We start from the raw sequence: 23,728 nt of genomic DNA on the forward strand, positions 1-23,728 counted from the left end.
GGCTCTAGACTGGACAACCGTGCGCTACTTCTACGACACAGAGTTCATTGAGGACGGCTCCACCATTGATCTGATCTCAATCGGTGTGGTGGCCGAAGATGGGCGCGAGTTTTACGCAGTCTCCACCGAATTTAACGAGCATCGGGCGGGGCAGTGGGTGAAGAAGAACGTTCTGCCGCAATTGCCGCCGCGCTCCGACAAAGCTTGGATGGATCGCGCGATGATGCGTGCCAAGCTGCACGAATTCCTGGTTCCCGAGCGGGCTACGAAGTCCCGGGGACGTCCCAGTGAGCGGCCCGAACTATGGGCCTGGGTGGGGGCTTATGATCACGTGGCGCTGGCTCAGCTATGGGGCGACATGACCGGGCTTCCCGCTGACCTGCCGCGTTTCACCCACGAACTGAAGCAGCTGTGGGAGATGGCCGGTCGACCACGGTTGCCCGAAAGCCCTAGCAATGCTCACGATGCTCTTGCCGACGCCCGTTTCAATGTCGTGAAATACCGCCTGTCCATGGAAGCATTGAAGGGGTTACCCGGACGTCCATAAAAGCATCTGAAAATAGCCTGATTGCCAAAAGCCGTGGCTAGGTAACGTATGCTCTGTCTATGGCTTGGACTATAGATGCACCGTTAGACGAACTTCCGGATCTGCCGCCGCTGCCAGCGGACATGGCGGAAAAATTAGAAGATGCGCTGTCTCGCGACGCGAAGCAGCAGCCTAGCTGGGATCCAGAGCACGCAGGGCGCGTGCGGAAGATCCTGGAATCCGTGCCACCGATTGTGGTGGCTCCCGAAGTTAAGAAGCTGAAGAAGCAACTGGCTGATGTCGCCCTGGGCAAGGCCTTCCTCCTGCAGGGCGGTGACTGTGCGGAGACCTTCGAAACCAATACGGAGCCGCACCTGCGTGGCAACGTGAAGACCCTGCTGCAGATGGCTGTTGTCTTGACCTACGGTGCTTCCACGCCCGTGGTGAAGATGGGACGTATCGCCGGCCAGTACGCCAAGCCACGCTCCGCGGACCGAGATTCCAATGGTCTGTTGAACTACCGTGGCGACTTGGTAAATGGCGTAGAGGCCACCGAGGAGGCTCGCGCCCACGACCCATCCCGCATGGTGCGTGCTTACGCTAACTCTTCCGCAGCAATGAACCTGGTTCGTGCATTGACGAACTCTGGTACCGCTGACCTGTACAAGCTGCATGAGTGGAACCGCGAGTTCGTGGCGACCTCCCCGGCGGGCGCCCGCTACGAGGCGTTGGCGACAGAGATCGACCGTGGCCTGGAGTTCATGTCCGCTTGTGGTGTGACGTCGGAGACGCTGCGCTCCGCGGACATCTTTGCCTCCCACGAGGCGCTAGTTCTGGACTACGAGCGTGCAATGCTGCGCCTGGCTCACGACGAAGAGGGCAATGACGCCCTGTATAACCTGTCCGCGCACCAGGTGTGGATCGGCGAGCGCACCCGTGGCATTGACGATGCGCACATTCGCTTCGCCTCTTTGATCTCCAACCCCGTGGGCGTGAAGATCGGTCCAACAACCACCCCGGAAGAGGCCGTTGGCTACGTCCGTCAGCTGGATCCGAAGAACACCCCGGGTCGATTGACGCTGATTACCCGCATGGGCTACGACAAGATCCGCACGGCGCTGCCTCCGATTGTCGAGGCCGTGGAGGCCACGGGTCACAAGGTCATCTGGCAGTGCGACCCTATGCACGGCAACACCTACACCTCTAACAATGGCTACAAGACGCGCGATTTCGACCGCATCATCGACGAAGTTCAGGGATTCTTCGAGGTGCACCGGAAGCTCGGCTCGCACCCTGGCGGTATCCACGTAGAACTGACGGGCGAGGACGTCACCGAGGTTGTCGGCGGTGGTCAGTCCATCACGGATCTGGATCTGCCGGAGCGTTACGCCACTACCGTGGATCCGCGACTGAACACCCAGCAGTCGCTGGAGCTGGCGTTCCTAGTGGCGGAGATGCTGCGCAACTAGGTGGCTGCGACTAGCTGCCTTCGGGACGGCAGCTACACCGTGGTCAACGTGACCACGGCACCCCGGTGGCTGCGGGAGCCGGGGCCGGGGGATTGACCCAGAACCAAGCCGTTGGGGTCACCCTTGATCTTCACCTCAAAGCCCGCATCCTCTAGCTTTTGGCGAGCCTTTTCCGCGCTGAGACCGATCGTCCACGGCACGCGCTGGGACGTGGACTCGCGGATTTCCACATCCGTGTTCTTCGCAGGATCCACCAGCTTGCCCGCCTGGGGTGACTGCTGTGCAACGTTGCCGGAATCCTCGGAAGAGTCCTCCACGGGTTTGCCCTCAACCGGATTGAGACCTGCCTCGCGCAAAGCCTTACGGGCGTCATCCATAGATAGTCCCGCTACATCCGGTACTTCGATCGCATTCGACAGCACCAGCGTGACCTCCGAACCGGATTCGACTTCCGATCCCTCCTTTGGATCGGTGCGAATCGCCTGACCTGCGGGGATATCCTTGTCGAACTCCTCGGTCTCCTCGGCAACTGTTAGGCCGGCGGACTCCAAGGTCTGCTTTGCGCGGTCGTGTTCTTGCCCCTTGACGCCCGGCACCTTCACTGGGCGCTTGCCCTTGCTCATGTGGACAACGACGGTCGAGTCTGTATTGACTTCGGTTCCCGCTGCAGGCTGGACCTCCGCGACATGCCCTTTAGCTATGTCATCGGAGTAGACTTCCTCGCCCTTCTTCAACTTCAAAGTGCGGTCGGTCAGCTTTTTCTCGTAATACTGCAAGCTGGAGTTCGTTCCGGGATCCGGGATAGTCGGCTTGCCTAGGGAAAGCAGTACGGCGACTTCGGAGCCTCGCAGGGCGCGGTGCCCCTTGGCAGGGTCGGTTCCCATGACCGTGTTCTTCTCCGCCTGATTGTCGTAGCGCTCGTCTAGTTTGGAGCTGAACCCGGCTTCCTCGACGGTGGCTTGTGCCGTGGCTTTATCCATGCCGACCACAGTGGGGATCTCGCCATAGCGACCCGTGGCGAACCACCATCCGCCAAGCGCCACGCCAATAACCAGCGCCAGGAGTACGAGAACCCACACAATGGTGGCCGCCGGTGACTTGTTGCTGAGTTTGTGCACCGGGCGTGCAGGTGCGGGCCGGTGCTGGGGCGACCGATGCGGGGCCGGTCGGTGTGGCACTGGCTGATGCGATGGCCCCACATTGGTATCGGGAGACGGCGCCAATGAGCCAGGATGCTGCGCATAACCTGGTCGGTTCGCCGGATGGTACTGAGTGACGGCAGTATGGTGCGTCTCCGGGCGGGCACGATCCTCCTGGGGGAGGGTGACAGCGCGGGTAGCCATCGACTCGTCATTCCACGGGGTACGTTCGCCGAAGTCGGTACCGGCCAGAGCAGTGCGTACGGCGGACTCAATAGGGGCAGGGACTTCGAAGTCCGGAATATCTAGCTGCTCCGCAGTGTCCTCCACGGCCTGCAGGAACTCGCTGCCATCCTGGAAACGTTGGGCGGGGTCGCGGTGGCACGCACGCAGAACGAGCTCGTCGATCTCCGGTGGAATGTCGGGCATCAACGTGCTGGGAGCGGGCACCGGACGGTTGATACGCGCCATGGCGGTTTCTAGCGGGGAGGCACCCTTGAAAGGAGTGCGGCCAGTCAGCAGTTCGAACAGCAGGATGCCTGCTGAGTACACGTCACTGGCTTGGGTGAGGTTTTCGCCGCGCACTTGCTCGGGGGAAAGATAACCGACGGTGCCGATGACCTGCCCGTTGACGGAGGTCGTTGCGTTCGTGGCATCACCCATCGCGTTATCGATGGCGCGCACGAGGCCGAAGTCCGCTAGCTTTACCTGGTGCTGATCGCTGATCAGCACATTATCCGGTTTGATGTCGCGGTGAATCATCCCTTTGGCGTGGGCGATGGCTAGGGCGTTGAGCATGGGTTGCATCACGGCGATGGCGGCATGCGGGGGCATAGGGCCGCGTTCCTTCAACAATTCGCGCAGGGAGCCGCCTTCGACCAGCTCCATGACGAGGAAAACATAGTCCTCGTCCACACCTTGGTCGAAGACGTTTACGAGTGTTGGGTGGTTGAGTTTCGCTACTGCGCGAGCCTCACGTTCGAAGCGAGTACGGAAGGCGGGTTCGCGGGCGAGCGCTGGATCCATTACCTTGACCGCGACTTCTCGGTCCAGGCGGGTATCGACCGCCGCATAGACTGTGGACATGCCACCGCGGGCGATCTGGGCGCCGATGCGGTAGCGCCACTCCAGCAGGTCTCCCGGATGTAGCTCGCTCACGTCTAGTTTCAGCCTCGTTTTCTCAGCAGTCGTATCTCTTGAGAAGAGATGATTATAAGGGGGTTTTGTTCCCCGTGCGTTCAGAGTTACGCAATGATTCTAGTGGTACTCGTGTCATTATACGTTTAGCCAGGTTCGTGCCCTACTCGTTTCTTTTTGACGCCCACGCGCTACAGTGGCGACCGTGAGTAAACAAAACAAGCACGCAGTAGATCACGGCATTTCCGCACACGTGGAGGGCGAGGCTTCAGGACGCATCCTCGACGAGTCGGTGGGTGGAGTTCCTGCAGGTGAAGAGGTTCTGACTCTTCCCGATGCCGCGGAACGAATGAACTTGGTAATCACCAAGGTCATGGACATGCTGAACAAGAAGCAACTGCTGGCTATTCAGGTTGACGGCATCCGACACATTCCCGCGCGTTTCCTCGGCGAAGACGGTCAACTCAACCGGTTCGTTCCCGGTGCGATCGCTTTGCTCAGCGATGGTGGCTATTCGGATGTGGAGATCCTGGACTACCTGTTTACTGAGGATGATTCTCTGCCCGGGCGTCCGGTTGATGCCCTGCACGGTCACCTTGCCCGCGAGGTGATGCGCCGCGCTCAGGCGATGGCGATTCTGTAGCATGCTTCTGCGGCCGCTGCTGCCGTGGATCCCATAGGCACGCGGCGACGATCCAGGCGAAAACAACTGCAAAGGCGAGCACCCACCACAGAGCGTAGAGGCGGTTATTTCCTCCGCCGTCGAACATGAAGGTGACCCACATGCAGAACACACTGGTGAGATAGATCGTCATTCGCGATTGGCTAGCCAGGAATATCAGCGACAGGGGAGCTGTGTAGTACCACGGCAGCGTCACCGTGTTGAAAACACAGGTGATGGCGTAGGCCACAGCCATGCCGGTGAACGCAGTATGCTCATCGTGCCGGAATAACCACCACGCAATGACGAGCCCCACGAGCATGAGGGCACTGCTCACCGGGCGGATGGCATCCACCAGAACGTTAAACGTCAGATCGTCGTTGATACGCGAAAGGAAAGGTTCAAGTGTGGAAGCAATAAAGGAAGGCAGCGCCAGGGGGTTGATGACCTTAGAGTTACCCGTGACCTCCGTGACCCAGCCCCATGTCTGCTGAGTTGCGACTGTAATCAGCGCCAACACCCCAATGCATGTGGCTGCGCTGGCCAGACCCGTCCAGATCAGGGTTCCGAAACGCCGCCAAGTGTCTGCTAACCCTAGCCAACGGCGCTTGCCCTCTGTATAGGGGAGCGGACCAGCGATACGGGCGACCATTATCCATACAACGAAAGGCAACGCAATAAACGCCGTTGCCTTCAACGCCGCAGCTACACCGATTAGCGCGGCAGCCGCCAGGCCACCGGGGACGGGATGGAGCCTCATTGCGCAAAGACATCCCACCAAGATCAACGCCATCATGAGGTTTTCCGTATGCATGCCACCGATCAAGTGCAGGACGCTAAGGGGGTTAAAAACCCCCAGCCACATAGCCACGTCGGGACGCACACCAAGGTGGGTAGCCAGCTGCGCCACGGCCCAGGCCATTACTAGCACTGATGCGATGGAAACCAGTTTGAAAGCAAGGATGCCGGCAGTGATGTTATCGCCGGTGATCGATGTGATCGCTCGACCGAGCCCCATATGCAGCGGGCCATAAGGGGTTGTGGTGTTTCGCCAATCGGCGCTGACCTCGAACAACAGTGGGCCTGGGTTGGCGGCAGCACCTACCTCGTACGCATTAAACCCATCGCGGGCCAGGGTGCCCTGCATCAGATAAGAGTAAATGTCGCGAGACATTAACGGCCCTGCTAGCGCTAGGGGGCCGATCCATGCGGCGATAGCTGATCGGCGCAGGGTGGCGCCGTGAATCAGAATATGTCGGCCAATAATGATCCAGCTGAGGACCATTGCCAACAGGGCGAACCACATCACCACCGTCATCATGCCAGCGGCATGGCCGAAAGTGAACGAGCTAAGCCCGATGACCTGCATAATGCCGCCTCGGGCACGCACGGCGCCGACGCTGTGGGAGGTGATCGTCAAGACGATGCTGCCAATGAGTCCCATCCATATCGCGCGACTGTAGCTAGTCGATTGCAGTCGGTTGCGCGCCTTTTCTAGAAACGCCTCACCGGCCGTCACAACACACCACCGCCAGTGATGCGACGGGCGGCCAACGCTCCAGAGAGGATTACGGTCGGCACGCCCACGCCCGGGGTAGTAGAGGATCCAGCAAGTACTAGATTGTCCACTCCGAATGCGCGGGCATTACGGGGACGGAAGGGGCCGGTCTGGGTAAAGGAATGCGCCAATGCGAAGGGGCTACCAGCGCCGAAGCCGTGATCCGCCTGCCATGTTGCCGGCGTTTCCACCCGTGCGACACGGAAGTTCTCGGTGATGCCAGAGTATCCGCGGGACTCCAAGCCCCTTAAGAGCTCCTGGACATAGGGTTCGGTGATGTTGTGCCAGTCGATGTCCGCGGAGCGCAGGTTCGGTGCCGGAGCGAGAATGCTCAAGGGTTCGAATGTGTCCGTGCTTGGGGACGTGGCGTCGCCACCAAAGGCACGTTCGGGCACCGTGCGTGCCGGACGGGTGAGCAGCAGTGAAGGATCGCTCATCAGCGACCCCCGACCGTGAGTGGCCGTAATCTCGCGGAAGGTTTCGTCCCATGCCTCGCCAAAACTAATGGTGTGATGGCTTTGGGAATCCCACGCGCCGGACACGGCCGTGGGGATGGTTCCGTGGATCACGACGGCCGAAGGGGACCAGCGCAGTGGCGCTGCCTTGCGCCACAACCGGCGGACAAAGGAACGAGACACCAGCCCACTCGTGCGCCCCGATTGTGTCAGCAGATTGCCAATCACCGGAAGGTCGGGGGTTGCCACGACAGCATCGCAGGGGATGTGTTCGCCGGTGCGGGTGCGTACACCGGTAATCAGATCCTCGGAGAAGTCCACGTGCTCGACGGGGTCTGCGGTGATGATTCGGCCACCCGCAGCGCGCACAGCGGCGGCCATGACCTCGGGAACCTCGCTCATGGAGAAGCTGGGGTAGAACACGCCCATGGAGGTATCCATGTGCGAGATCACGGTGTAGACGGCGCGCGCGTTCTTCGGTGCCACACCCGCGTACAGGGCTTGGAAAGTAAAGAGCCGCTGTAGCTCGGTATCGGGGAGGTGCCGTGCCGCGGTCTTGCCGAGGCTGCCGAAGGCGCCGAGGGAGCCCAAGTGGCTGAGGTCCGACGCCGCAGCGGGCGTGGAAAACAAATCCAGCGCACCGTCGAAGTCCGCGGCCAAGAAGTTTTCGAAACTGGCACTGAAGACATCCTGGGACCACTGGCGGTGGTGAAGGTAACCGGCTGCAAGCTTGTCCGCCGCCGCTTTATCCAGACCTTTGGATGCTGCGAAACGGCGTATCTCTGCCACCATCGCGTCGCGTCCGGCGAACACCTCGGCGTGACGTCCACTGGCGAATTGTGCATGATAGGCCGGCGCGAGTCGCCGTGGCGCCCATGGATGCTCCAAACCAAGCTGCTTGGCAGCAGAATCAGAGCGCAGGTCGATGCCGACGGAAGCTACCGCGGATTCGATCAGGCTGGGCATCGTCAAAACGGTAGCGCCCGTATCGGCGATGTAGTCTCCGTGTGCACTGGTGAGTTGCTCGCTGCGGCAGCGTCCACCGACGGTATTGGAAGCCTCAATGACTGTGACATCCCGTCCTGCGGAGAGCAGGCGCAGTGCGGCGGAGAGTCCCGCTAGACCTGCGCCAATTACAACGACGTGCTCGCCATTGCCTGGCAGTCGTCGGCGCAATGTGGGGCGCGTCATTGGCACCAAAGGGCTCGGTAGGCTCAGGTGTCGCCGCCCATCGGCGGAGCGAGTGGATAGCTTCATTTAAAACCTCCGGTGCGTTAGTTTGTCCGCCAAGGCAGTCAGTTCTGTGGTGATGTCTGTACCCAACCCGCCGGATTTTAGAGATTCGATGGCTCTTTGAGTGCGTGCTTCGATGAGAGCCTCTACCTCGGATTGTGCGCCAGTGTCGTGGATGATGTCCCGCAGACGCTCGATGTCAGCCTCCGACGATTCCTCGCCTTGTCCCAGCCCCTCTCGAAGGGCGGCGACTTGGGCTGCGCTACCTCGGCGCAATGCCTCGTTGATGAGTGTCGTACGTTTCCCTGTGCGTAGGTCGTCGCCAGATGGTTTGCCTGTGACTTCCGGGTCGCCGAAGACACCCAATTGGTCATCTCGTAATTGGAAGGCCTCGCCGATGTCCTGACCCACCCCGCGGAGCATGGTTTGAGTTTGTTCATTGGCTCCCGCCAGCGCAGCTCCGATGTGTAGCGGTCGGGCCACGGTGTAGGAGGCGGTCTTGTACTTAATGACGGCGAAGGAGTCTGCAACATCCTCGCTACCGTTTGCCTCGACGGCAATGTCCAAAATCTGGCCGGCAATAACTTCAGTGCGCATCGCGCGCCACGCGGGGCGGGCTCGACGCAATGCGACATCGCTGAGACCCGAATCGTTGTACAGATCGTCTGCCCAGGCAAAAGCGAGATCGCCGAGGAGGATAGCTTGGCTTATCCCATAGTGCTCAGAAGAGCCCAACCAACCGCGTTCGCGGTGCTTGCCCTCGAAGGTGCGATGGGCAGTGGGGAAGCCGCGCCGGGTATCAGAGCGGTCGATAATGTCATCGTGAATCAGTGCACAGGCCTGGATGAATTCGAAAGCGGACAGCGCATTGAGTACGGAGTGGGGGGTGAAGTTGGTGGTGAGGGACGCGGTGGCGTCATTTTCCTTTTCACAAAGAGCCTCCAACGACCCGCCGCCGCCTTCGAGCGCCGCGCGGATACCTGCCCAGGCGAAAGTCGGACGCACGCGCTTACCACCGTTGACGATAAAGTCACGAAGTACCGTGATGGCACCACTGACGAGGGGATTGATATGAGAAAACTCCTCGTGCGAGTGGTTCAAATACTCAACTAGCTGGGCATCGACGGCGGCTTTGACCGCGGACAGTGGGGAATCGAGGCGCCAGGGGTGTGCTGCCTGCTCATCGGTACTCATGGTTCTCCATTCTAAGCGGTTGGGCGTCAAGTGCGAAGAACGCTTGTATGGCGGGGCGTGGGGGTGAGCGAGTATCGAATTTAGGCGAATTATTGCCAATGTCTTGAAATGGACAGCTCTGTCTATATGATCTTTGGGTATGGCTAGTATCCGCAGGCAGGTTGCCGTATCCCAGTCACTTTCCCTCCATACGCCGGGGCGTGTACCGTTCTCTGTCGAGTTCATGCCGCCGCGCGATGACGCTGCCGAGGAGCGGCTCTGGAATGCAGCGGAAGCTTTCCACGATCTCGGTGTGAGCTTCGTATCCGTGACCTACGGCGCCGGCGGAAGCACCCGCGAGCGCACTCTGCGTGTTGCCGAGCGACTGGGCACCAAGCCGCTGACCACTCTGGTGCATATGACGCTGGTGCAGCACACACAGGAAGAGCTGCGGGAGATGCTGCGCACCTATGCATCGCTGGGGCTGACCAATCTGCTAGCTCTGCGCGGCGACCCGCCGGGCGACCCTAACGCTGAATGGGTGGCTACACCGGGTGGTCTAAATTACGCCAGCGAGTTGATCGACATGATTCGTGAAATGCCCGAATGTGCGGACTTTGACATCGGTATCGCCAGCTTCCCGGAAGGTCACTACCGCACCGGATCGCTAGAGCAAGATACCGAATACACCTTGGCGAAACTTCGCGCCGGGGCACAGTATTCCATTACACAGATGTTCTTTGATGTGGACCATTACCTGCGTCTGCGTGACCGGTTAGCCAAGGCGGACCCGGAACATGGGCAGAAGCCGATCATCCCAGGGCTTATGCCGATTACGTCGCTGCGTAGCGTGCGGCGCCAAATGGAGCTGGCGGGTGCTGCCCTGCCACCGGAATTGGAGAAGCGTCTACTCGATGCCGCTGCAGGGGATGAGGTGGCTAACCGTGATGCCATTCGCGAGGTGGGCATTGAGGTGACCACCGAGATGGCGGAGCGCCTGATTGCCGAAGGCGTGCCAGATCTGCACTTCATGACGATGAATAACGTGCGGGCTACGCAGGAGGTTCTGCACAATTTGGGAATGGCGCCAGCATGGGGGCAGGGGCTTGGGCACGACATGGTTCGCTAGGCACCTCGGTAGTGGAGTCGCTAGATGCCCAGCAGTGGCCCTGTATTGGTGAGCTATTGGTGAGTTAGTTGCACGTTCGCTGCAGGATGCCGAATGGTCGCGGATCTGCAGGGAACTTGAAGTTTCGCAGCACATCGGTGAACCCGGCTCGGCGATAAAGCTGCCAGGCGGCATTTGCTTCACCTTCTACCTCCGGAGTGGAGAGCATCACTGTACTCTGCGGCGTTCGCTGGAGGAGGTCGTTGAGGATTTTGGTGCCGACGCCCTCACCCTGCGCTGGGGGCAGGACATGTATCTCGGAGAGCTCTGCGTAGGTATGCAGTATGCGGGAGACCTCTGTGCGGGAGTATCCGTTAAGAACCAGGCCGCGTGCGACCTGCCGATACCACCATGTTTGCGGGGAACCGCGAAAGGTGAAGCCGATTCCGATGCAACGCTGGCGTGAATTGTCGGGATCTGGGGCCTCGTCAACGTGGTGTAGGAGCGCCATGGTGCAGGTGAAGTCCGGCTGGGAGGCGTTGTAGAACCACAGGGATTTGCGCTGTGGATGGGTCTCTTTGGGGTAGTTCATTGCGGCGAGGTGAATGTCGATGAGCTCGTCGAGCCGCGCAATGAACTGGCGGTTGTTGACAGGGGTGATGGACACGCGCAGGGAGGAATCGTCGGGAGTTGGCTGGGAGTACGTGTCCTGGGGCATGGAAACAATAGTGCCACCTTCTGGCGGAATGAACTCAAAAATAGACAATAAGACATGTGTTCGATTATTGTCGGCTTGGGGCTGGGTGGTGTCCAGGGAACTTTCTAATGTGAGACCTAAACCTTGCATAGGACAGCGACTGAGCAAACTAGGGGATGAGAATGATGACCGTACAGGAAAAGCAGATTGGAGCCCGGGCTGGGTACAGTCGCTCCCTGGGCGCGAGGGGGTTCCTGGACGAGGCAGAGCGACAGTTGGCGCTGTCGCGAGCGGAACTTCGTGAGCCAGAGGCGATTGTGTATGCCTACCGCGCCGGATTGAGGGCGGCAGGGGCGTTGATTGAGTGGGAGATGGCCACGCGGAAGCGTCGTCCTTCCGGAAGTGCGTGGGCAAAACTGAGGGTACTTCGTCCGGATCTTAAAGACTGGGCTGAAACCTTTGAGGCACATGCCCGAGTGGCGAGCCGGGCTGGCTTGGGGCTTAGTCAGGGAATACCTGCGGATTCCCGGGGCGTGATTTACCACGATGCTTGCGATCTAGTGGACCTAGCGCGAGCGGCGGTGGATTACCTACCAAAGGTGGCCTAGAGCTCCTCAAACAATGCTTATCATTGTTTGAAAACCGCAGGTTGATGTAGGGTGGGTGGGGTAAACACGGGTGTAACGCGCCAGGGCTGGAAACTTTTTCTGCGGGTTGTCCGTTGGAAGAAGTAGCCGCAAAGAATTGGGAGGTCGCGATGGCTCTATCAGAGCAAGAGCAGAGGATGCTCGCGGAGATCGAACAGGCGCTGATTGCTGAGGATCCGCGCCTGGCGAAGCAGGCTTCCACCAATGGCGAGCGGACAATGAACTTCAACATCCGTTCTATCGCGCTCATTGTTCTCGGGCTCACGGTGATGGTTGGTGGGATTGCAGCCTCTCAACTGTCGCTGTGGTTCGTGGCTCTAAGTGTCCTCGGATTTTTGATCATGTTCGGTGGTGGCTTGCTGGCTTTCCAGCCGAATGAGGATCCGGAGGCTGCAGCTATCAAGCGCTCCAAGGCGGGAAAGCCCCGCAAGGCACGTGCCCTGAAGGGAACGTCCGGTGGAGGGCTCGGCGATCGGATGGAAGATAGTTTCCGCCGTCGCTTTGAGCGTTAAAGCGTTGCGGAACAAGAAAACCACCGCCTCCCAGCCGGGAGGACGGTGGTTTTTAGTTTGCGGCTGGGGCTAGTTTCACCCTTGAGTCAGGGGGCTTCTACTTCTTCGGGGATTTACCGTGGCGCGATGTGGGAATTGTTGGGGCATCGAGTTTGAGTCAGTACAACCTATCCAGCACGCTGGCATTTTCGATCTCTAGGGGTGGGGTGCATGCCTCGTAGTTGCCGGTTGTGTAGCGCATGTCGTATCTCCTTGGTCGGTATCGAACTTGCTACATAATTCAGGCTAGCACTCAAAAGGTAAACCTTATTTTTCGGTGTGCGAGTTGGGTGTGGGCGCCCCACTTTCCCCCACTTTGAATATTCTATGCATAGTCATCCGGGGTGAAGGGTGGTCGTGTGTAAGGGGGAAACGCTGTCTACCTGTGCTAAAACGGTGCTTTTAGTAGGGGGCTCGGGGTGGGGGAGAGTGTGGCGTCGTAGTAAAGAAGAGGGGGGATGTAAAGATCGTGCGTTGGTTGTGAAGGTGTGCTTTGTGGCTAGAGTGCTGGTTGGGGACACTTTGAGAAAGAAGTGGGGAGAAAAAAGCGCACACAAAAGCTCGTGTTGTAGAGATTGTGGGGAGGAGTGGGGTAAAGTGGGGATCGTTGGGGTGAAGCTGTACCAACAATTCCAAACTTCATAGAGAAACCAATGTTCAGGGTGATTTTTACCCTTGATTCACAACGGACACGGCATAGCAAGGCGCAAGATCATTCATAGAAAGGGGCCGATGACATGTTTTTCGGCACCTTTACGCCGAAGCTCGACGACAAGGGTCGATTGACTCTGCCGGCGAAGTTTCGCGAAGAACTTGCGGACGGCTTGATGGTTGTGAAAGGGCAGGATCGCAGCCTGGCTGTATATCCCAAGGCTGAATTCCTTGTGCGGGCAAAGAAGGCTGCTGAGGCTTCGCGCACCAACCCGAAGGCTCGCGCATTCGTGCGAAACCTTGCTGCCAGCGCCGATGAGCAGGCGCTGGATTCGCAGGGGAGGATTTCGGTTTCGGCGTTGCACCGTAACTACGCGGGGCTCTCGAAGGAGTGCGTAGTAATCGGCAATGTCGACTTCATTGAGATTTGGGATGCCGCGAGCTGGGAAGAATACAGCGCTGAGCACGAAGAGGATTTCTCGGACGGCGACGACGAAGTGCTGGCTTCCTTCCTCTAGAAGCGCGTGGAACGACAACGCAAGACGACAAATTAATAGTGGACAACAGAGTGTGCGCAGGCCCTTACCTGCGTGGACGACGCGGAACCTTGACGTACTTCCCCGATGTCAAGCCCGTACCCACGCAGGTGAGGCCCTGTTCGCACTCTTTTAACTTTTGAGTCACATAAGTATCTATGTGGCTCATGAAATACAAAGAGCCCCAGTTTGGGGATAGGAATCTAGAGATAGCGCAGCTAGGGAAGGAGGGAAAGCTAATGACCGACGGGCAGGCACAGCCGGCCAAGCCGCACAACGAGCACGGCCATATTCCAGTCATGCGCGACCGCATGGTTGAGCTTGTCGGGTTGGGTGTGCACAGTGCCCAGGCGCCGGAACGCCCCCTAATCGTAGACGGCACCCTCGGTGCTGGTGGGCACAGCGAAGCTTTTCTCGACGCCTTTCCGCACGCCATCGTGGTGGGGCTAGACCGTGATCCCAATGCGCTCGCAGAGGCGAATGAACGTCTGGCAGGCTACGGCGATCGCTTCGTTTCCTATCAGACACGCTTTGACGGAGTGACCGACGCGCTTGAAGACCTCATGGATCAAGGGGCAATTCCTTCCAGCGTGCGTGAGAGTGGAATTTCTGGTTTCCTCTTCGACCTGGGCGTCTCCTCCATGCAGCTCGATCAACCGGAGCGCGGATTCGCCTATGCAGTCGATGCGCCGCTGGACATGCGCATGGATCCCAGCAGCCCTCTGACTGCTGCCGACATTCTGAATACCTACAGCCACGGCGAGATTGCTCGCATTCTCAAGACCTATGGCGATGAAAGGTTCGCAGGGAAGATCGCTTCCGCCGTTGTGCGTGAGCGGGAGAAGCAACCTTTCGACAGCTCCGCTCGGCTTGTTGAGTTGCTCTATGCCACGATCCCGGCGGCGTCTCGTCGAACGGGTGGACACCCGGCCAAGCGCACGTTCCAAGCACTCCGTGTTGAGGTTAACGCAGAACTCGAATCCCTGGAGAAGCTGATTCCCGAGATTTCCCGTTGGCTCCACGTCGGCGGCGTAGGCGTGTTTATGAGCTACCAATCGCTGGAAGACAAGATCGTCAAGAAGGAATTGGTGCAGCTCAGCAGCTCGAAGACGCCCCCTGGGCTGCCTATGGAACTGCCCGGGATGGAAGCCGAATTTGAGCTACGCACGCGGGGAGCCGAGAAAGCAAGCGAAGCAGAAATCGAGCAGAACTCTCGTGCAGCACCTGTGAGGGTAAGAGCCTTCAGCAGGGTCAACGACAGAGGAAAAACCACATTTCCGCTGGACACGCCCAGTTAGCTAAGCAAAACCCCCAAACATCACTGATAGAAACAAATCCGAACCTCCGAACCTTCGGAAGGAAACACATGACCGCACCAGGCACCATCCACACTCGCCGCCAGCGCACTGACCGCGACCACACCACCTCCGCCGGTCGCGTCGTTACCGACCGCTCCTACGCTGGAAACCGTCCAGAGCGCTCCGGCCAACGCGTCGCCGCCCCGGCCCATCGCCGTAGTGATTGGGGCGCTGCCCGCACGGATCGTGCTCAGCGCACGGGCACAGTAGGTCGCAGTGCGCGTCGCTTTGGTGGTAGCCGAGTTGGCTCGCGCCAGCAGGTATCCGTTCGTGGCCGCCGCATCATTGCCCTGGAACGCGGCAATCCGCAGCTGACTCGTCGTATCGCCCTAGCGGTCGCTGTGTTCATCATCGGTGTTGTCTCCGTCATGGCGCTGTCCGCTGCAACCACTAAGCAGTCTTTCCAGATCGCCGAGGCGCAAAAGCACAGCACAACTCTGGAAAACGAAATTGAGAGCCTGAACCGCGATGTAAATAACGCAAAATCCTCTGCGAGCATCGCTAAGGAGGCCAGCGAACTGGGCATGGTCACCCCGAAGCAGTCCGGCATCCTGGAAGATCGCAACGGCAAGATTAAGGAAACCCGTCCCGCTGATGCGGAGCGTGGCAAGGACGTTGTGGACGTCAACGGCAATGCCAAGCGCCGAGGTGCTACCAGTGACCCAGAGAAGACCAACCGGGTTGAAGGACTGCACCCGAACAACCCGATTGTGGCAGGCGATCGCGCTCCGGACGTGAATGCCAGTGCGCCGGGGAATGCGCAGGCAAATGGTGGTCTGCCTTATTCCGGTGGCACGGCAGGGCAAACACCAGGGCAAGCAGCTGCGCCTGCTCCGGCGGCTCCAGCTCCAGCCCCGGGTCCAGCTCCGGCAGCTGCCCCTGCCCCTGCGCCTGCCCAGGCGCAGCGATAAGCGTCAGGGGCCAGACCAGCTTTCCCGCGCGGTTCACAAGCGAGAAGGATCGGTGCGAAAACTTCAGACACGCCGGGAGCAACCCCGGCCTGTTTTCGTATTTGTGGGGACAATAGCCAAGAGTGATTAGAAAGGAGGACAACCACGTGTCGAAAAGTAACGACCGCCGCTCCCCGCGGACGGTTGAAGGTAACTCGTGGTTGATCTTGGATACCTCCTTCGGGCGCTTTAACAAACGCGTCCGTCTTGTGTTCCTTGTTATCTTCTTGACTGTTTTCGCACTTATCCTGCGTTTGGTCTGGGTGCAGCTGGTCGCTAGCCCGTCTTTGTCCACACAGGCACAGTTGCAGCGCACCTCAGTCGTCACCGAGCCGGCCCTGCGCGGCGGGATCACTGACCGCAACGGCCAGATATTGGCTTACACAATGGATGCCCGCAGCCTGTCAGTGCACCCGAAGAAGCTCGAGTCGTTCATGCAGGAGCGTCATGAACTAGACCCCGAGAACGTGCCGGAGCCAAAGCAGCGCATCGAGGATATCGCCAAGCGCCTGCCGGAGATGATCAACAAAGAAGGCGATGACATCCAAGAAGATGACATCCGTGACAAGCTGAAGAGCGATAAGGACTATGAGGTACTGGTTCGAAACGTCGATCCGGATGTCGCCGAGAAAGTCGCTGAGGAATTCCCCGAGATCACTGCCGAGCGTCAAGATCTGCGGCAGTACCCCAACGGTGCGGTCGCACAAAACATGATCGGCAAGATCAGCACTGATAACCAGGGGCAGTTCGGCCTCGAGCTTTCCCAGGACGCTCGATTGCAGGGGATCAACGGCTCCCGCACTGTAGACGTCGCAGGTGACGGCTACCTGATTCCAGGATCCACCCGTGACGTGCATCCCGCTGTCGATGGTGATTCCTACGAGCTGACCATCGACCTTGACGCGCAGACCTATATGCAGCAGGCATTGCAGCAGGCACGGGAAAAGTCCGGAGCCAAGTCTGCCTCCGCCGTCGTCTTGGACTCCAAGACCGGCGAGATTGTTGCCATGGGATCCAGCGATTCGATTGATCCCAACGGTGACATCGAAAAGCAACTGAAGCGTAAGAAGGTCTTTGGCGACCGCCCTACGGCAGATTCCTTTGAACCCGGCTCCGTCGCCAAGATCATGACTGCCGCCGCTGCGATCCAAGAGGGCAAAACGACCCCGGACGAGGTACTTAAGATTCCTGGCAGCATCGACATGGCCGGTGTAACGGTGAAGGACGCCTGGGAACACGGAGAGGTTCCGTACACCACCACCGGTGTTTTCGGTAAGTCGTCTAACGTTGGCACCCTCATGCTCGCGCAGCGGGTAGGCGAGGAGAAGATGTACGACTACTTCCGCAAGTTCGGCGTGGGCCAGGCAGCGGGAGTGGGGTTGCCCTATGAGGTGAGCGGCTACATGCCGGAGCTCAACCAGTGGTCTGGCGGCACCTTCGCCAATCTCCCGATCGGCCAGGGTATGTCGATGAACCTGCTGCAAATGACGAGCATCTACCAGGCGCTGGCAAACGACGGCGTGCGCGTGGAGCCACGATTGATCAAGAAGATCACATCCTCCAACGGCGCTGAGCTGCCCACCGACCCGGCTAAGGAAACTCGGGTAGTCTCCCCGGAGACTGCCCGGACGACCGTTGACATGTTCCGCGCAGTAACCCAAAAGGACGAGACGGGAGTCCAGCAGGGTAGCGGCGCTCCGGCAGCTATTGATGGCTACCAGGTTTCCGGCAAGACAGGTACCGCCCAGCAAATCGACCCGGATTCCGGAGCCTATTCAAATTCTTCCTATTGGATTAATTTTGCGGGTATAGCCCCTGCTGATAAACCTCGCTTCGTCGTGGGAATCATGCTGGACAATCCGCAGCGCGGAACCGACGGCGGCGCGGGCGGAACCGCGGCACCGCTGTTCCACGACATCATGGCGTGGATGCTGGATCACTACAACGTTTCCCCATCTGAAAAGCCCGGACCGAAGTTGATGCTGGAGGCAAATCAATGACATCTGTAAAACGTCTCGCCGAAATCTGCGGTGGTACCCTCACAGGACCCTGGCAAGGCGTGGAGGTTACATCGGCAGCAATCGGCTCGCGAGATGTACAACCGGGCGGGCTCTTCTGCGCAGTTCCAGGGCAGAAGGTACATGGAGCGACCTTCGCCGCGGATAGCAATGCCGTAGCCGTGCTTACTGACGCCGCGGGCCAGCGGATTATTGAAGACGCCCCCACTCCACTTCCGTGCATTGTTGTCGATGATGTACGCGAATGGATGGGTCCGGTTTCCGCAGAGATTTATGGCCACCCGGCGCGTCAGCTGAAGACCATTGGCATCACCGGCACTTCCGGCAAGACAACTACCAGCTACCTCGTCGAAAAGGCTTTGCTGGATTCAGGGCTGAAGGTAGGCCTGATTGGCACGACGGGCACCCGCATTAACGGCAAGCCAATTCCAACTTCGCTGACCACCCCGGAGGCGCCGACCCTCCAGGCGCTGCTGGCGCGCATGGTTGCAGAGGGAGCCACGCACCTGGTCATGGAGGTATCCAGTCACGCATTGCAGCTCGGACGTGTACGTGGCCTGCATTTTGACGTGGCGGCGTTTACGAACCTCAGCCAAGACCACCTGGATTTCCACCCGACGATGGAGGACTACTTCCAGGCCAAGGCATTGCTTTTCGAGCGCGCGGAGGATGGCCAGCAGCCTGGTACCGCAGTGATTTGCTGTGAAGATGAGTGGGGCGAGCGTATGCGCGACATCGCCGCTCAGTTCTCGTCCACAGTGGCGCTATATCCGCACACCAAGAACGACTCCGCTGAGCGTCCGGAAGCAAACACCAACCCTGCATGGGTCATCACTTCCGCAGAGGTGTCAGCCAGTGGCCGTCAGCACATTGAGGTGGAGATCACCGGGGCAGAAAGCCCCCGCAAACTGGACTACAGCATCGGCATGGCCGGAGCCTTTAACCAAGCCAATAGCCTAGTCGCTTTGGCCTGTATCGAGGCCGTAACCGGGGAGACGCTCACATCTGAAAGCCCTGCAGTACAGGCGCTGGCGGATGTGCAGGTGCCAGGTCGCATGCAACTTGTTGAAGCCGGCCAAGACTTCCTGGCCATGGTGGATTACGCACACAAGCCGGGAGCAGTACAGGCGGTGCTAAGTAGCCTCCACGACTACCTTCCTGACCCGCAAGCTCGCATCGGGATTGTCCTCGGCGCCGGTGGCAATCGTGACCACGAGAAGCGCCCCATTATGGGACGCATTGCCGCTGAGCTGGCAGACGCGGTGTTCGTGACGGATGATAATCCTCGAGACGAGGAGCCGTCTACGATCCGGGAAGCGATCTATGCAGGGGCACGTGAGGGCGTCCTCAAAAAGAAAAAGCAGCAACAAGACAAAGAGACAGTGTGCGAGATCGTGCCCGACCGGGCTGAGGCTATTGCTGCTGCCGTGAGCTGGGCACAGTCGGGCGATGCAGTGGTTATAGCAGGCAAAGGGCATGAGAAGGGCCAGCTCATCGCGGGAGTTATGCACCCCTTCGACGATGTGGAGGAGCTGGCGAACGCCTTGGCCCAGCGGGCACAGGCACATTCAGAGCGCGATGGTAGACAGAGCGAAAGTAGTGAGCAGCGATGATTGAACTAACAACACAACAGATCGCCGACGTGACGGGCGGGTCTCTCATCAACGGCGCGGATCCACAGGCCGTGGTAACCGGACCGGTGGAGTTCGACTCACGCAAGATCACCCCCGGGGCGATCTTTATGGCCCTGCCCGGTGCCAAAGCCGACGGCCACGACTTTGTGGACTCTGCGTTACGCAACGGCGCCGCCCTTCTAGTTGTAGGCCGGGGAGTGGAGCAGCCGGCGCTGTTGGCGGAACCTGTGCAGATGAATGAGCAGACCTCCAATGCGACCGCCTTCGAATTCGACGCAGAAGGCCACGGTGCCGCAGTGTTGGCAGCCGTCGACAAGCTGGCTCGATACAACACCGACGTTCTGGCCGCCGAAGAAGGAATGGTCGTTGTGGGAGTGACCGGCTCCGCAGGTAAGACGTCCACGAAGGACCTGATTGGTGCGGTACTGCGGGAGGCGGGGGAGACCGTAGCCCCGCCCGGCAGTTTTAACAATGAGATCGGCCTGCCGTACACCGCGTTGCGCGCGGGACGTGAGACGCGCTTCCTGGTCAGCGAAATGTCCGCTCGCGGTGTGGGACACATTCAGCATTTGACGACGGTCACGCCGCCACGCGTGGGCGTGGTGCTGAATGTCGGCAGTGCCCACCTGGGCGAGTTCGGATCCCGCCAGGCTATCGCCCAAGCCAAGGGTGAGCTGGTAGAAGCTCTGCCACAGGCCGCAGACGGTGGCCTGGCCGTGCTGAACGCCGACGACGACAAGGTAGCGGCAATGGACAAGCGCACCGCAGCGCGCGTAGTGCGATTCTCCACCGAAGGAACCACAGGTGCCGCCGGAGTGCCGGCAGACTACTATGCCACCGACATCGAGCTGGACGCGGTAGCTCGAGCCAGCTTCCTTTTGCACCACCCGAAGGGTGAACCGGTGCGTGTGGAGTTGTCCGTTTTCGGCGCTCACCAGGTGTCCAATGCTCTCGCCGCCGCAGCGGTGGGCATCGAAATGGGTATTGACGCCGCACAGGTTGCGACTTCCCTGAGCTCCCATGTCGCTGCCAGCGTGAACCGCATGGACGTGCGCACGCGCACCTCCGACGGGGTGACCATTATCAACGACTCTTATAATGCCAACCCCGAATCTATGCGCGCCGGCATCGACGCTTTGGCTTTTACAGCCAAGGGCCGCCCCGATGCGGAGAGCTGGGCTGTCTTGGGCCAGATGGGTGAGCTTGGTGATGATGCGAGTGACGAACATGCAGAGCTGGGCCGAGTGCTCGCTCAGCGGCGAATCGACCACGCCGTCATCGTGGGCAATGGTGTAAACCAGCACGCACTGGCCACTGCCGCCCGTGAAAGTGGAGTGGACACGCAGGTTGTCGAGAATATCGACGGCGCGGTGAACTACCTAGATACGAGTTTGAACTCGCAGGATGTGGTGCTGATTAAGGCATCGTATTCGGATGGACTGTGGGCCGTGGCAGAAGGACTGCTCATCGGCGAAGACCAAGGAGCTTAAAAGACCCATGTTGCAAATCTTTATCGCGGGTGCGGTTGCTTTCGTCGTGTCTGTTGCCCTGACACCCTTGTTGATCCGTTGGTTCTCCGCCGAAGGATTAGGCCAGGAGATCCGAGAAGAGGGTCCGAAATCCCACTTCAAGAAACGCGGCACCCCGACCATGGGCGGAATCGCCATCCTTGCTGGCATCCTGTTCGGCTACTTGGTGGGCGTACTGGTGGGATTGGCTACCACTGGCGCAGGTCCAGGAGTAAGTGGATGGCTCGTGCTTGGGTTGACCCTAGCACTGGGCGGATTGGGCTTCGCCGATGACTACATCAAGCTAGTCAAGGGACGCAATCTGGGACTAAACGCTAAGGCTAAGTTGGTTGGCCAGCTGGCTACCGCAATTATTTTCGGCGTGCTGATTCTGCAGTTCCCGAATTCCCGTGGCCTCACTCCGGGTTCCACCCACCTCTCGGCCATCCGCGACATCGCTACATTCGATATCGCTATTGGTCCGGCCATCGTGGGCACCATCTTGTTCCTGATTTTTATCTACCTGGTCATTTCCGCTTGGTCCAATGCTGTGAACCTGACCGATGGTTTGGACGGCCTCGCCGGTGGCGTGACCGCAATGGTGATGGGAACCTATGTACTGATTACCTTCTGGCAGTTCCGTAATTCTTGTTCTGTGAGCGCGCAGGCGGCCTGCTATGCGGTACGTGATCCGCTGGATCTGTCGATGCTTGCTTCTGCCGGGCTGGGCGCTTGCCTGGGCTTCCTATGGTGGAACGCTGCACCGGCGAAGATTTTCATGGGCGACACTGGTTCTTTGGCACTGGGTGGTCTGGTGGCAGGTCTATCCATCACCACTCAGACGGAGTTGCTGATGATCCTGGTTGGCATCATCTTCGTTATTGAGGCCGCCTCCGTTGTTATTCAGGTGGTTTCCTTTAAGGCCACCGGTAAGCGCGTTTTCCGAATGGCACCGATTCACCACCACTTTGAGAACAAAGGCTGGGCCGAAACCACCGTGGTTATCCGCTTCTGGTTGCTCGCCGGGTTGGCTGCAATGTCCGGCTTCGCATTGTTCTACGCCGAGTGGTTGAACTCCGCCACTTGGTAAGACGCCCATCAATCAGTAGCTCACTATCAACAGCACATATTTAGCAATGTAAGAACCCGAAGGACAGGCAAAGCCGTGGAACCCACACACGCACTTCAACCCGCAGACGCCCTACACACCATGCGCACCGAGACGATCCTGGTCGCGGGGGCTGGCGTGGCCGGACGAGGCGTGATCTCCATGCTCTGTGCTCTCGGAGCCCGCCACGTCGTGGTCGCCGACGATAACGCACAGGTGCTTAGCCATATTGCCGAGGACGGCGATACCGAACTCCGTTTGCTGGGAGTAGCTGAAGCTACCGATTCGCTTGACCAGCTGGCTCCGCGAATGGTTGTGACCTCTCCGGGGTGGAAGCCCGAGTCCCCATTGCTGGTACGCGCCACAGACCTGGGCATTCCCGTGATAGGGGACATCGCCGCCGCTTGGCTGGCCGACCAGGCAGGGGCTTTCGGCGAGCCACGAACGTGGCTGGCCATTACCGGCACCAATGGCAAAACGACAACCACTGCCATGCTGACGTCCATGTTGGTTGCGGATGGGCGCGCAGCCCTTTCGGTCGGCAATATCGGAATCGCACCCGCGGCCGCGTTGGCTGCGCAGCACCGGGGTGCTCCGCGATCGGATGTCTTTGTCGCGGAAGTGTCCAGTTTCCAGCTGCACTGGGCTCCCATGTTTGTGCCCACGGTGGGTTGCATCCTCAACCTTGCCGAGGACCACCTGGATTGGCATGGAAGTTATGAAAACTATTGTGCAGACAAGGCGCAGGTCTTGACTGCAACGGATTCCATCCTGGCATTGGACGACGCTGACGTGCTGTCCACTGCACAAGCCCGCCAGGTAGCGGCGTGCGGTGCCTACACGATTCACGATCCGGAACAGGCGGCGTCACCAGTAACGAAGGATATCGAGCGCATCGTCGGCGTGCGCAATGGACGGCTAGTCGAGGCGAACCTCGGCGATCCCAGCCAAATCACTGACTTGGCGCCGGCTCAAGGCATCAGCCCGCCCGGCCCCGCGGGACTGGCCGATGCTGCGGCCAGTGCGGCGATGGCACGTGCTGTAGGCGTGACGCCGGAGGCCATCCAAAACGCACTAGCTGGCTTCCAGGTGCAGGCTCACCGCGGTCAGGTTGTCCTGGAACACCGCGGGGTGACGTGGATCGATAATTCGAAGGCCACGAACCCACACGCCGCCGAAGCAGCCCTCCGCGGTCAGCACAACGTGATTTGGATTGCCGGCGGCCAGTTAAAGGGCGCAGCTGTTGACGGATTAATCCGTGCGATCGGCGGTGCCCTTAAAGCTGTCGTGGCTCTCGGCGTGGACCGGAAGGAACTCGCCGCCGAGGTCTCACGGCAGCTGCCGGAACTGCCGATCACCCTTATTGACGCCACCGATCCAGAGGAAGCAATGCGTGCCGTCGCCCGTGCCGCCCACGAGCTGGCAGAACCGGGTGACAGCGTGGTGCTGGCACCGGCGGCTGCGTCACTGGACATGTTTAGCGGGATGAGCCAGCGTGGCGACCTGTTTGCCCAATATGCCTTGGCTTATGCTGAGGCTGATTCACCCGGTCACACACAGCCTGACGATCCGGCAGCACACACGAAGCAGGAAAAGGGGTAGGTGTTTTTC

General features: G+C 59.5%; 19 protein-coding genes. 14 read left to right on the plus strand and 5 right to left on the minus strand.

Annotated elements, in window-relative coordinates; translation table 11 throughout:
• The first annotated feature begins 19 nt into the window (after positions 1-19).
• On the plus strand, positions 20-547 hold the full coding sequence (locus AC06DS_RS06670) for a polyadenylate-specific 3'-exoribonuclease AS (protein ID WP_477100304.1): 528 nt from the start codon (positions 20-22) through the stop codon (positions 545-547).
• Between the two features lie 59 nt (positions 548-606).
• Positions 607-1,995: a class II 3-deoxy-7-phosphoheptulonate synthase gene (locus AC06DS_RS06675; RefSeq protein ID WP_293791351.1), complete on the plus strand. Its 1,389-nt coding sequence runs from the start codon at positions 607-609 to the stop codon at positions 1,993-1,995.
• A gap of 32 nt (positions 1,996-2,027) precedes the next feature.
• On the opposite strand, the gene pknB is transcribed toward AC06DS_RS06675, so the two are convergent.
• Positions 2,028-4,292: a Stk1 family PASTA domain-containing Ser/Thr kinase gene (gene pknB, locus AC06DS_RS06680; protein ID WP_477100305.1), complete on the minus strand. Its 2,265-nt coding sequence runs from the start codon at positions 4,290-4,292 to the stop codon at positions 2,028-2,030.
• 256 nt (positions 4,293-4,548) lie between these two features.
• On the opposite strand from pknB, the gene AC06DS_RS06685 reads away from it, so the two are divergent.
• Entirely contained in the window at positions 4,549-4,914 is a 366-nt protein-coding gene (locus AC06DS_RS06685) for an Rv2175c family DNA-binding protein (RefSeq protein ID WP_293791373.1), read from the plus strand.
• Here the strand turns inward: AC06DS_RS06685 and AC06DS_RS06690 are convergent.
• From AC06DS_RS06690 to AC06DS_RS06700, 3 genes are all read right to left on the minus strand, one after another.
• Complete coding sequence (locus AC06DS_RS06690; protein WP_473963419.1) at positions 4,814-6,376, minus strand: alpha-(1->6)-mannopyranosyltransferase A; 1,563 nt, start codon at positions 6,374-6,376, stop codon at positions 4,814-4,816. The two genes, AC06DS_RS06685 and AC06DS_RS06690, sit on opposite strands and share 101 nt — an antisense overlap.
• A gap of 71 nt (positions 6,377-6,447) precedes the next feature.
• Positions 6,448-8,202 carry a phytoene desaturase family protein gene (crtI, locus tag AC06DS_RS06695; protein WP_477100306.1) on the minus strand — a complete coding sequence of 585 codons (1,755 nt, stop codon included), beginning with the start codon at positions 8,200-8,202 and terminating at the stop codon, positions 6,448-6,450.
• The gene (locus AC06DS_RS06700; RefSeq protein ID WP_477100307.1) at positions 8,203-9,372 is read right to left on the minus strand and encodes a polyprenyl synthetase family protein; all 1,170 of its coding nucleotides are present in this window, start codon (positions 9,370-9,372) and stop codon (positions 8,203-8,205) included.
• Between the two features lie 139 nt (positions 9,373-9,511).
• On the opposite strand from AC06DS_RS06700, the gene metF reads away from it, so the two are divergent.
• Positions 9,512-10,480 carry a methylenetetrahydrofolate reductase [NAD(P)H] gene (metF, locus tag AC06DS_RS06705; protein WP_448308117.1) on the plus strand — a complete coding sequence of 323 codons (969 nt, stop codon included), beginning with the start codon at positions 9,512-9,514 and terminating at the stop codon, positions 10,478-10,480.
• 64 nt (positions 10,481-10,544) lie between these two features.
• On the opposite strand, the gene AC06DS_RS06710 is transcribed toward metF, so the two are convergent.
• Positions 10,545-11,177 (minus strand): GNAT family N-acetyltransferase, encoded by a 633-nt coding sequence (locus AC06DS_RS06710; RefSeq protein WP_477100308.1) that lies wholly within the window; start codon positions 11,175-11,177, stop codon positions 10,545-10,547.
• A 161-nt stretch (positions 11,178-11,338) separates the two neighbouring features.
• Here AC06DS_RS06710 and AC06DS_RS06715 point away from each other — a divergent pair, with 161 nt between their 5' ends.
• The 10 genes from AC06DS_RS06715 (at position 11,339) to murD (ending at position 23,719) form a co-directional block, all read left to right on the plus strand.
• Positions 11,339-11,764, plus strand: a complete 426-nt coding sequence (locus AC06DS_RS06715) for an SAV_6107 family HEPN domain-containing protein (RefSeq protein WP_477100309.1) — start codon at positions 11,339-11,341, stop codon at positions 11,762-11,764.
• 149 nt (positions 11,765-11,913) lie between these two features.
• A complete protein-coding gene (locus tag AC06DS_RS06720) occupies positions 11,914-12,315 on the plus strand; it encodes a DUF3040 domain-containing protein (protein ID WP_473963423.1) in 402 nt (133 codons plus the stop codon).
• Between the two features lie 776 nt (positions 12,316-13,091).
• On the plus strand, positions 13,092-13,523 hold the full coding sequence (gene mraZ, locus AC06DS_RS06725; RefSeq protein WP_293791342.1) for a division/cell wall cluster transcriptional repressor MraZ: 432 nt from the start codon (positions 13,092-13,094) through the stop codon (positions 13,521-13,523).
• Between the two features lie 257 nt (positions 13,524-13,780).
• Positions 13,781-14,839, plus strand: coding sequence for a 16S rRNA (cytosine(1402)-N(4))-methyltransferase RsmH (gene rsmH, locus AC06DS_RS06730; protein ID WP_293791341.1), 1,059 nt, complete (start codon positions 13,781-13,783; stop codon positions 14,837-14,839).
• A gap of 68 nt (positions 14,840-14,907) precedes the next feature.
• A complete protein-coding gene (gene ftsL / locus AC06DS_RS06735; protein ID WP_293791340.1) occupies positions 14,908-15,810 on the plus strand; it encodes a cell division protein FtsL in 903 nt (300 codons plus the stop codon).
• A gap of 146 nt (positions 15,811-15,956) precedes the next feature.
• Positions 15,957-17,849: a peptidoglycan D,D-transpeptidase FtsI family protein gene (locus AC06DS_RS06740; protein WP_448308113.1), complete on the plus strand. Its 1,893-nt coding sequence runs from the start codon at positions 15,957-15,959 to the stop codon at positions 17,847-17,849.
• Positions 17,846-19,480: a UDP-N-acetylmuramoyl-L-alanyl-D-glutamate--2,6-diaminopimelate ligase gene (locus AC06DS_RS06745; protein ID WP_477100310.1), complete on the plus strand. Its 1,635-nt coding sequence runs from the start codon at positions 17,846-17,848 to the stop codon at positions 19,478-19,480. The genes AC06DS_RS06740 and AC06DS_RS06745 overlap by 4 nt, the downstream gene beginning before the upstream one ends.
• Positions 19,477-20,991, plus strand: a complete 1,515-nt coding sequence (locus AC06DS_RS06750) for a UDP-N-acetylmuramoyl-tripeptide--D-alanyl-D-alanine ligase (RefSeq protein WP_293791337.1) — start codon at positions 19,477-19,479, stop codon at positions 20,989-20,991. The genes AC06DS_RS06745 and AC06DS_RS06750 overlap by 4 nt, the downstream gene beginning before the upstream one ends.
• Before the next feature lie 7 nt (positions 20,992-20,998).
• Positions 20,999-22,099, plus strand: coding sequence for a phospho-N-acetylmuramoyl-pentapeptide-transferase (gene mraY / locus AC06DS_RS06755; RefSeq protein ID WP_293791336.1), 1,101 nt, complete (start codon positions 20,999-21,001; stop codon positions 22,097-22,099).
• Positions 22,100-22,174: 75 nt separating this feature from the next.
• On the plus strand, positions 22,175-23,719 hold the full coding sequence (murD, locus tag AC06DS_RS06760; RefSeq protein ID WP_477100311.1) for a UDP-N-acetylmuramoyl-L-alanine--D-glutamate ligase: 1,545 nt from the start codon (positions 22,175-22,177) through the stop codon (positions 23,717-23,719).
• Positions 23,720-23,728 lie beyond the last annotated feature (9 nt).

The organism is Corynebacterium sp. TUM25015 (genome assembly GCF_056393505.1).

Excerpts from the sequence above, each read along its gene's own strand:
- AC06DS_RS06675 (WP_293791351.1), top strand. The coding sequence starts at position 607 with ATGGCTTGGACTATAGATGCACCGTTAGACGAACTTCCGGATCTGCCG.
- AC06DS_RS06690 (WP_473963419.1), bottom strand. The coding sequence starts at position 6,376 with ATGGGACTCATTGGCAGCATCGTCTTGACGATCACCTCCCACAGCGTC.
- crtI (WP_477100306.1), bottom strand. The coding sequence starts at position 8,202 with ATGAAGCTATCCACTCGCTCCGCCGATGGGCGGCGACACCTGAGCCTA.
- AC06DS_RS06700 (WP_477100307.1), bottom strand. The coding sequence starts at position 9,372 with ATGAGTACCGATGAGCAGGCAGCACACCCCTGGCGCCTCGATTCCCCA.
- metF (WP_448308117.1), top strand. The coding sequence starts at position 9,512 with ATGGCTAGTATCCGCAGGCAGGTTGCCGTATCCCAGTCACTTTCCCTC.
- AC06DS_RS06710 (WP_477100308.1), bottom strand. The coding sequence starts at position 11,177 with ATGCCCCAGGACACGTACTCCCAGCCAACTCCCGACGATTCCTCCCTG.
- AC06DS_RS06715 (WP_477100309.1), top strand. The coding sequence starts at position 11,339 with ATGATGACCGTACAGGAAAAGCAGATTGGAGCCCGGGCTGGGTACAGT.
- AC06DS_RS06720 (WP_473963423.1), top strand. The coding sequence starts at position 11,914 with ATGGCTCTATCAGAGCAAGAGCAGAGGATGCTCGCGGAGATCGAACAG.
- mraZ (WP_293791342.1), top strand. The coding sequence starts at position 13,092 with ATGTTTTTCGGCACCTTTACGCCGAAGCTCGACGACAAGGGTCGATTG.
- rsmH (WP_293791341.1), top strand. The coding sequence starts at position 13,781 with ATGACCGACGGGCAGGCACAGCCGGCCAAGCCGCACAACGAGCACGGC.
- ftsL (WP_293791340.1), top strand. The coding sequence starts at position 14,908 with ATGACCGCACCAGGCACCATCCACACTCGCCGCCAGCGCACTGACCGC.
- AC06DS_RS06745 (WP_477100310.1), top strand. The coding sequence starts at position 17,846 with ATGACATCTGTAAAACGTCTCGCCGAAATCTGCGGTGGTACCCTCACA.
- AC06DS_RS06750 (WP_293791337.1), top strand. The coding sequence starts at position 19,477 with ATGATTGAACTAACAACACAACAGATCGCCGACGTGACGGGCGGGTCT.
- mraY (WP_293791336.1), top strand. The coding sequence starts at position 20,999 with ATGTTGCAAATCTTTATCGCGGGTGCGGTTGCTTTCGTCGTGTCTGTT.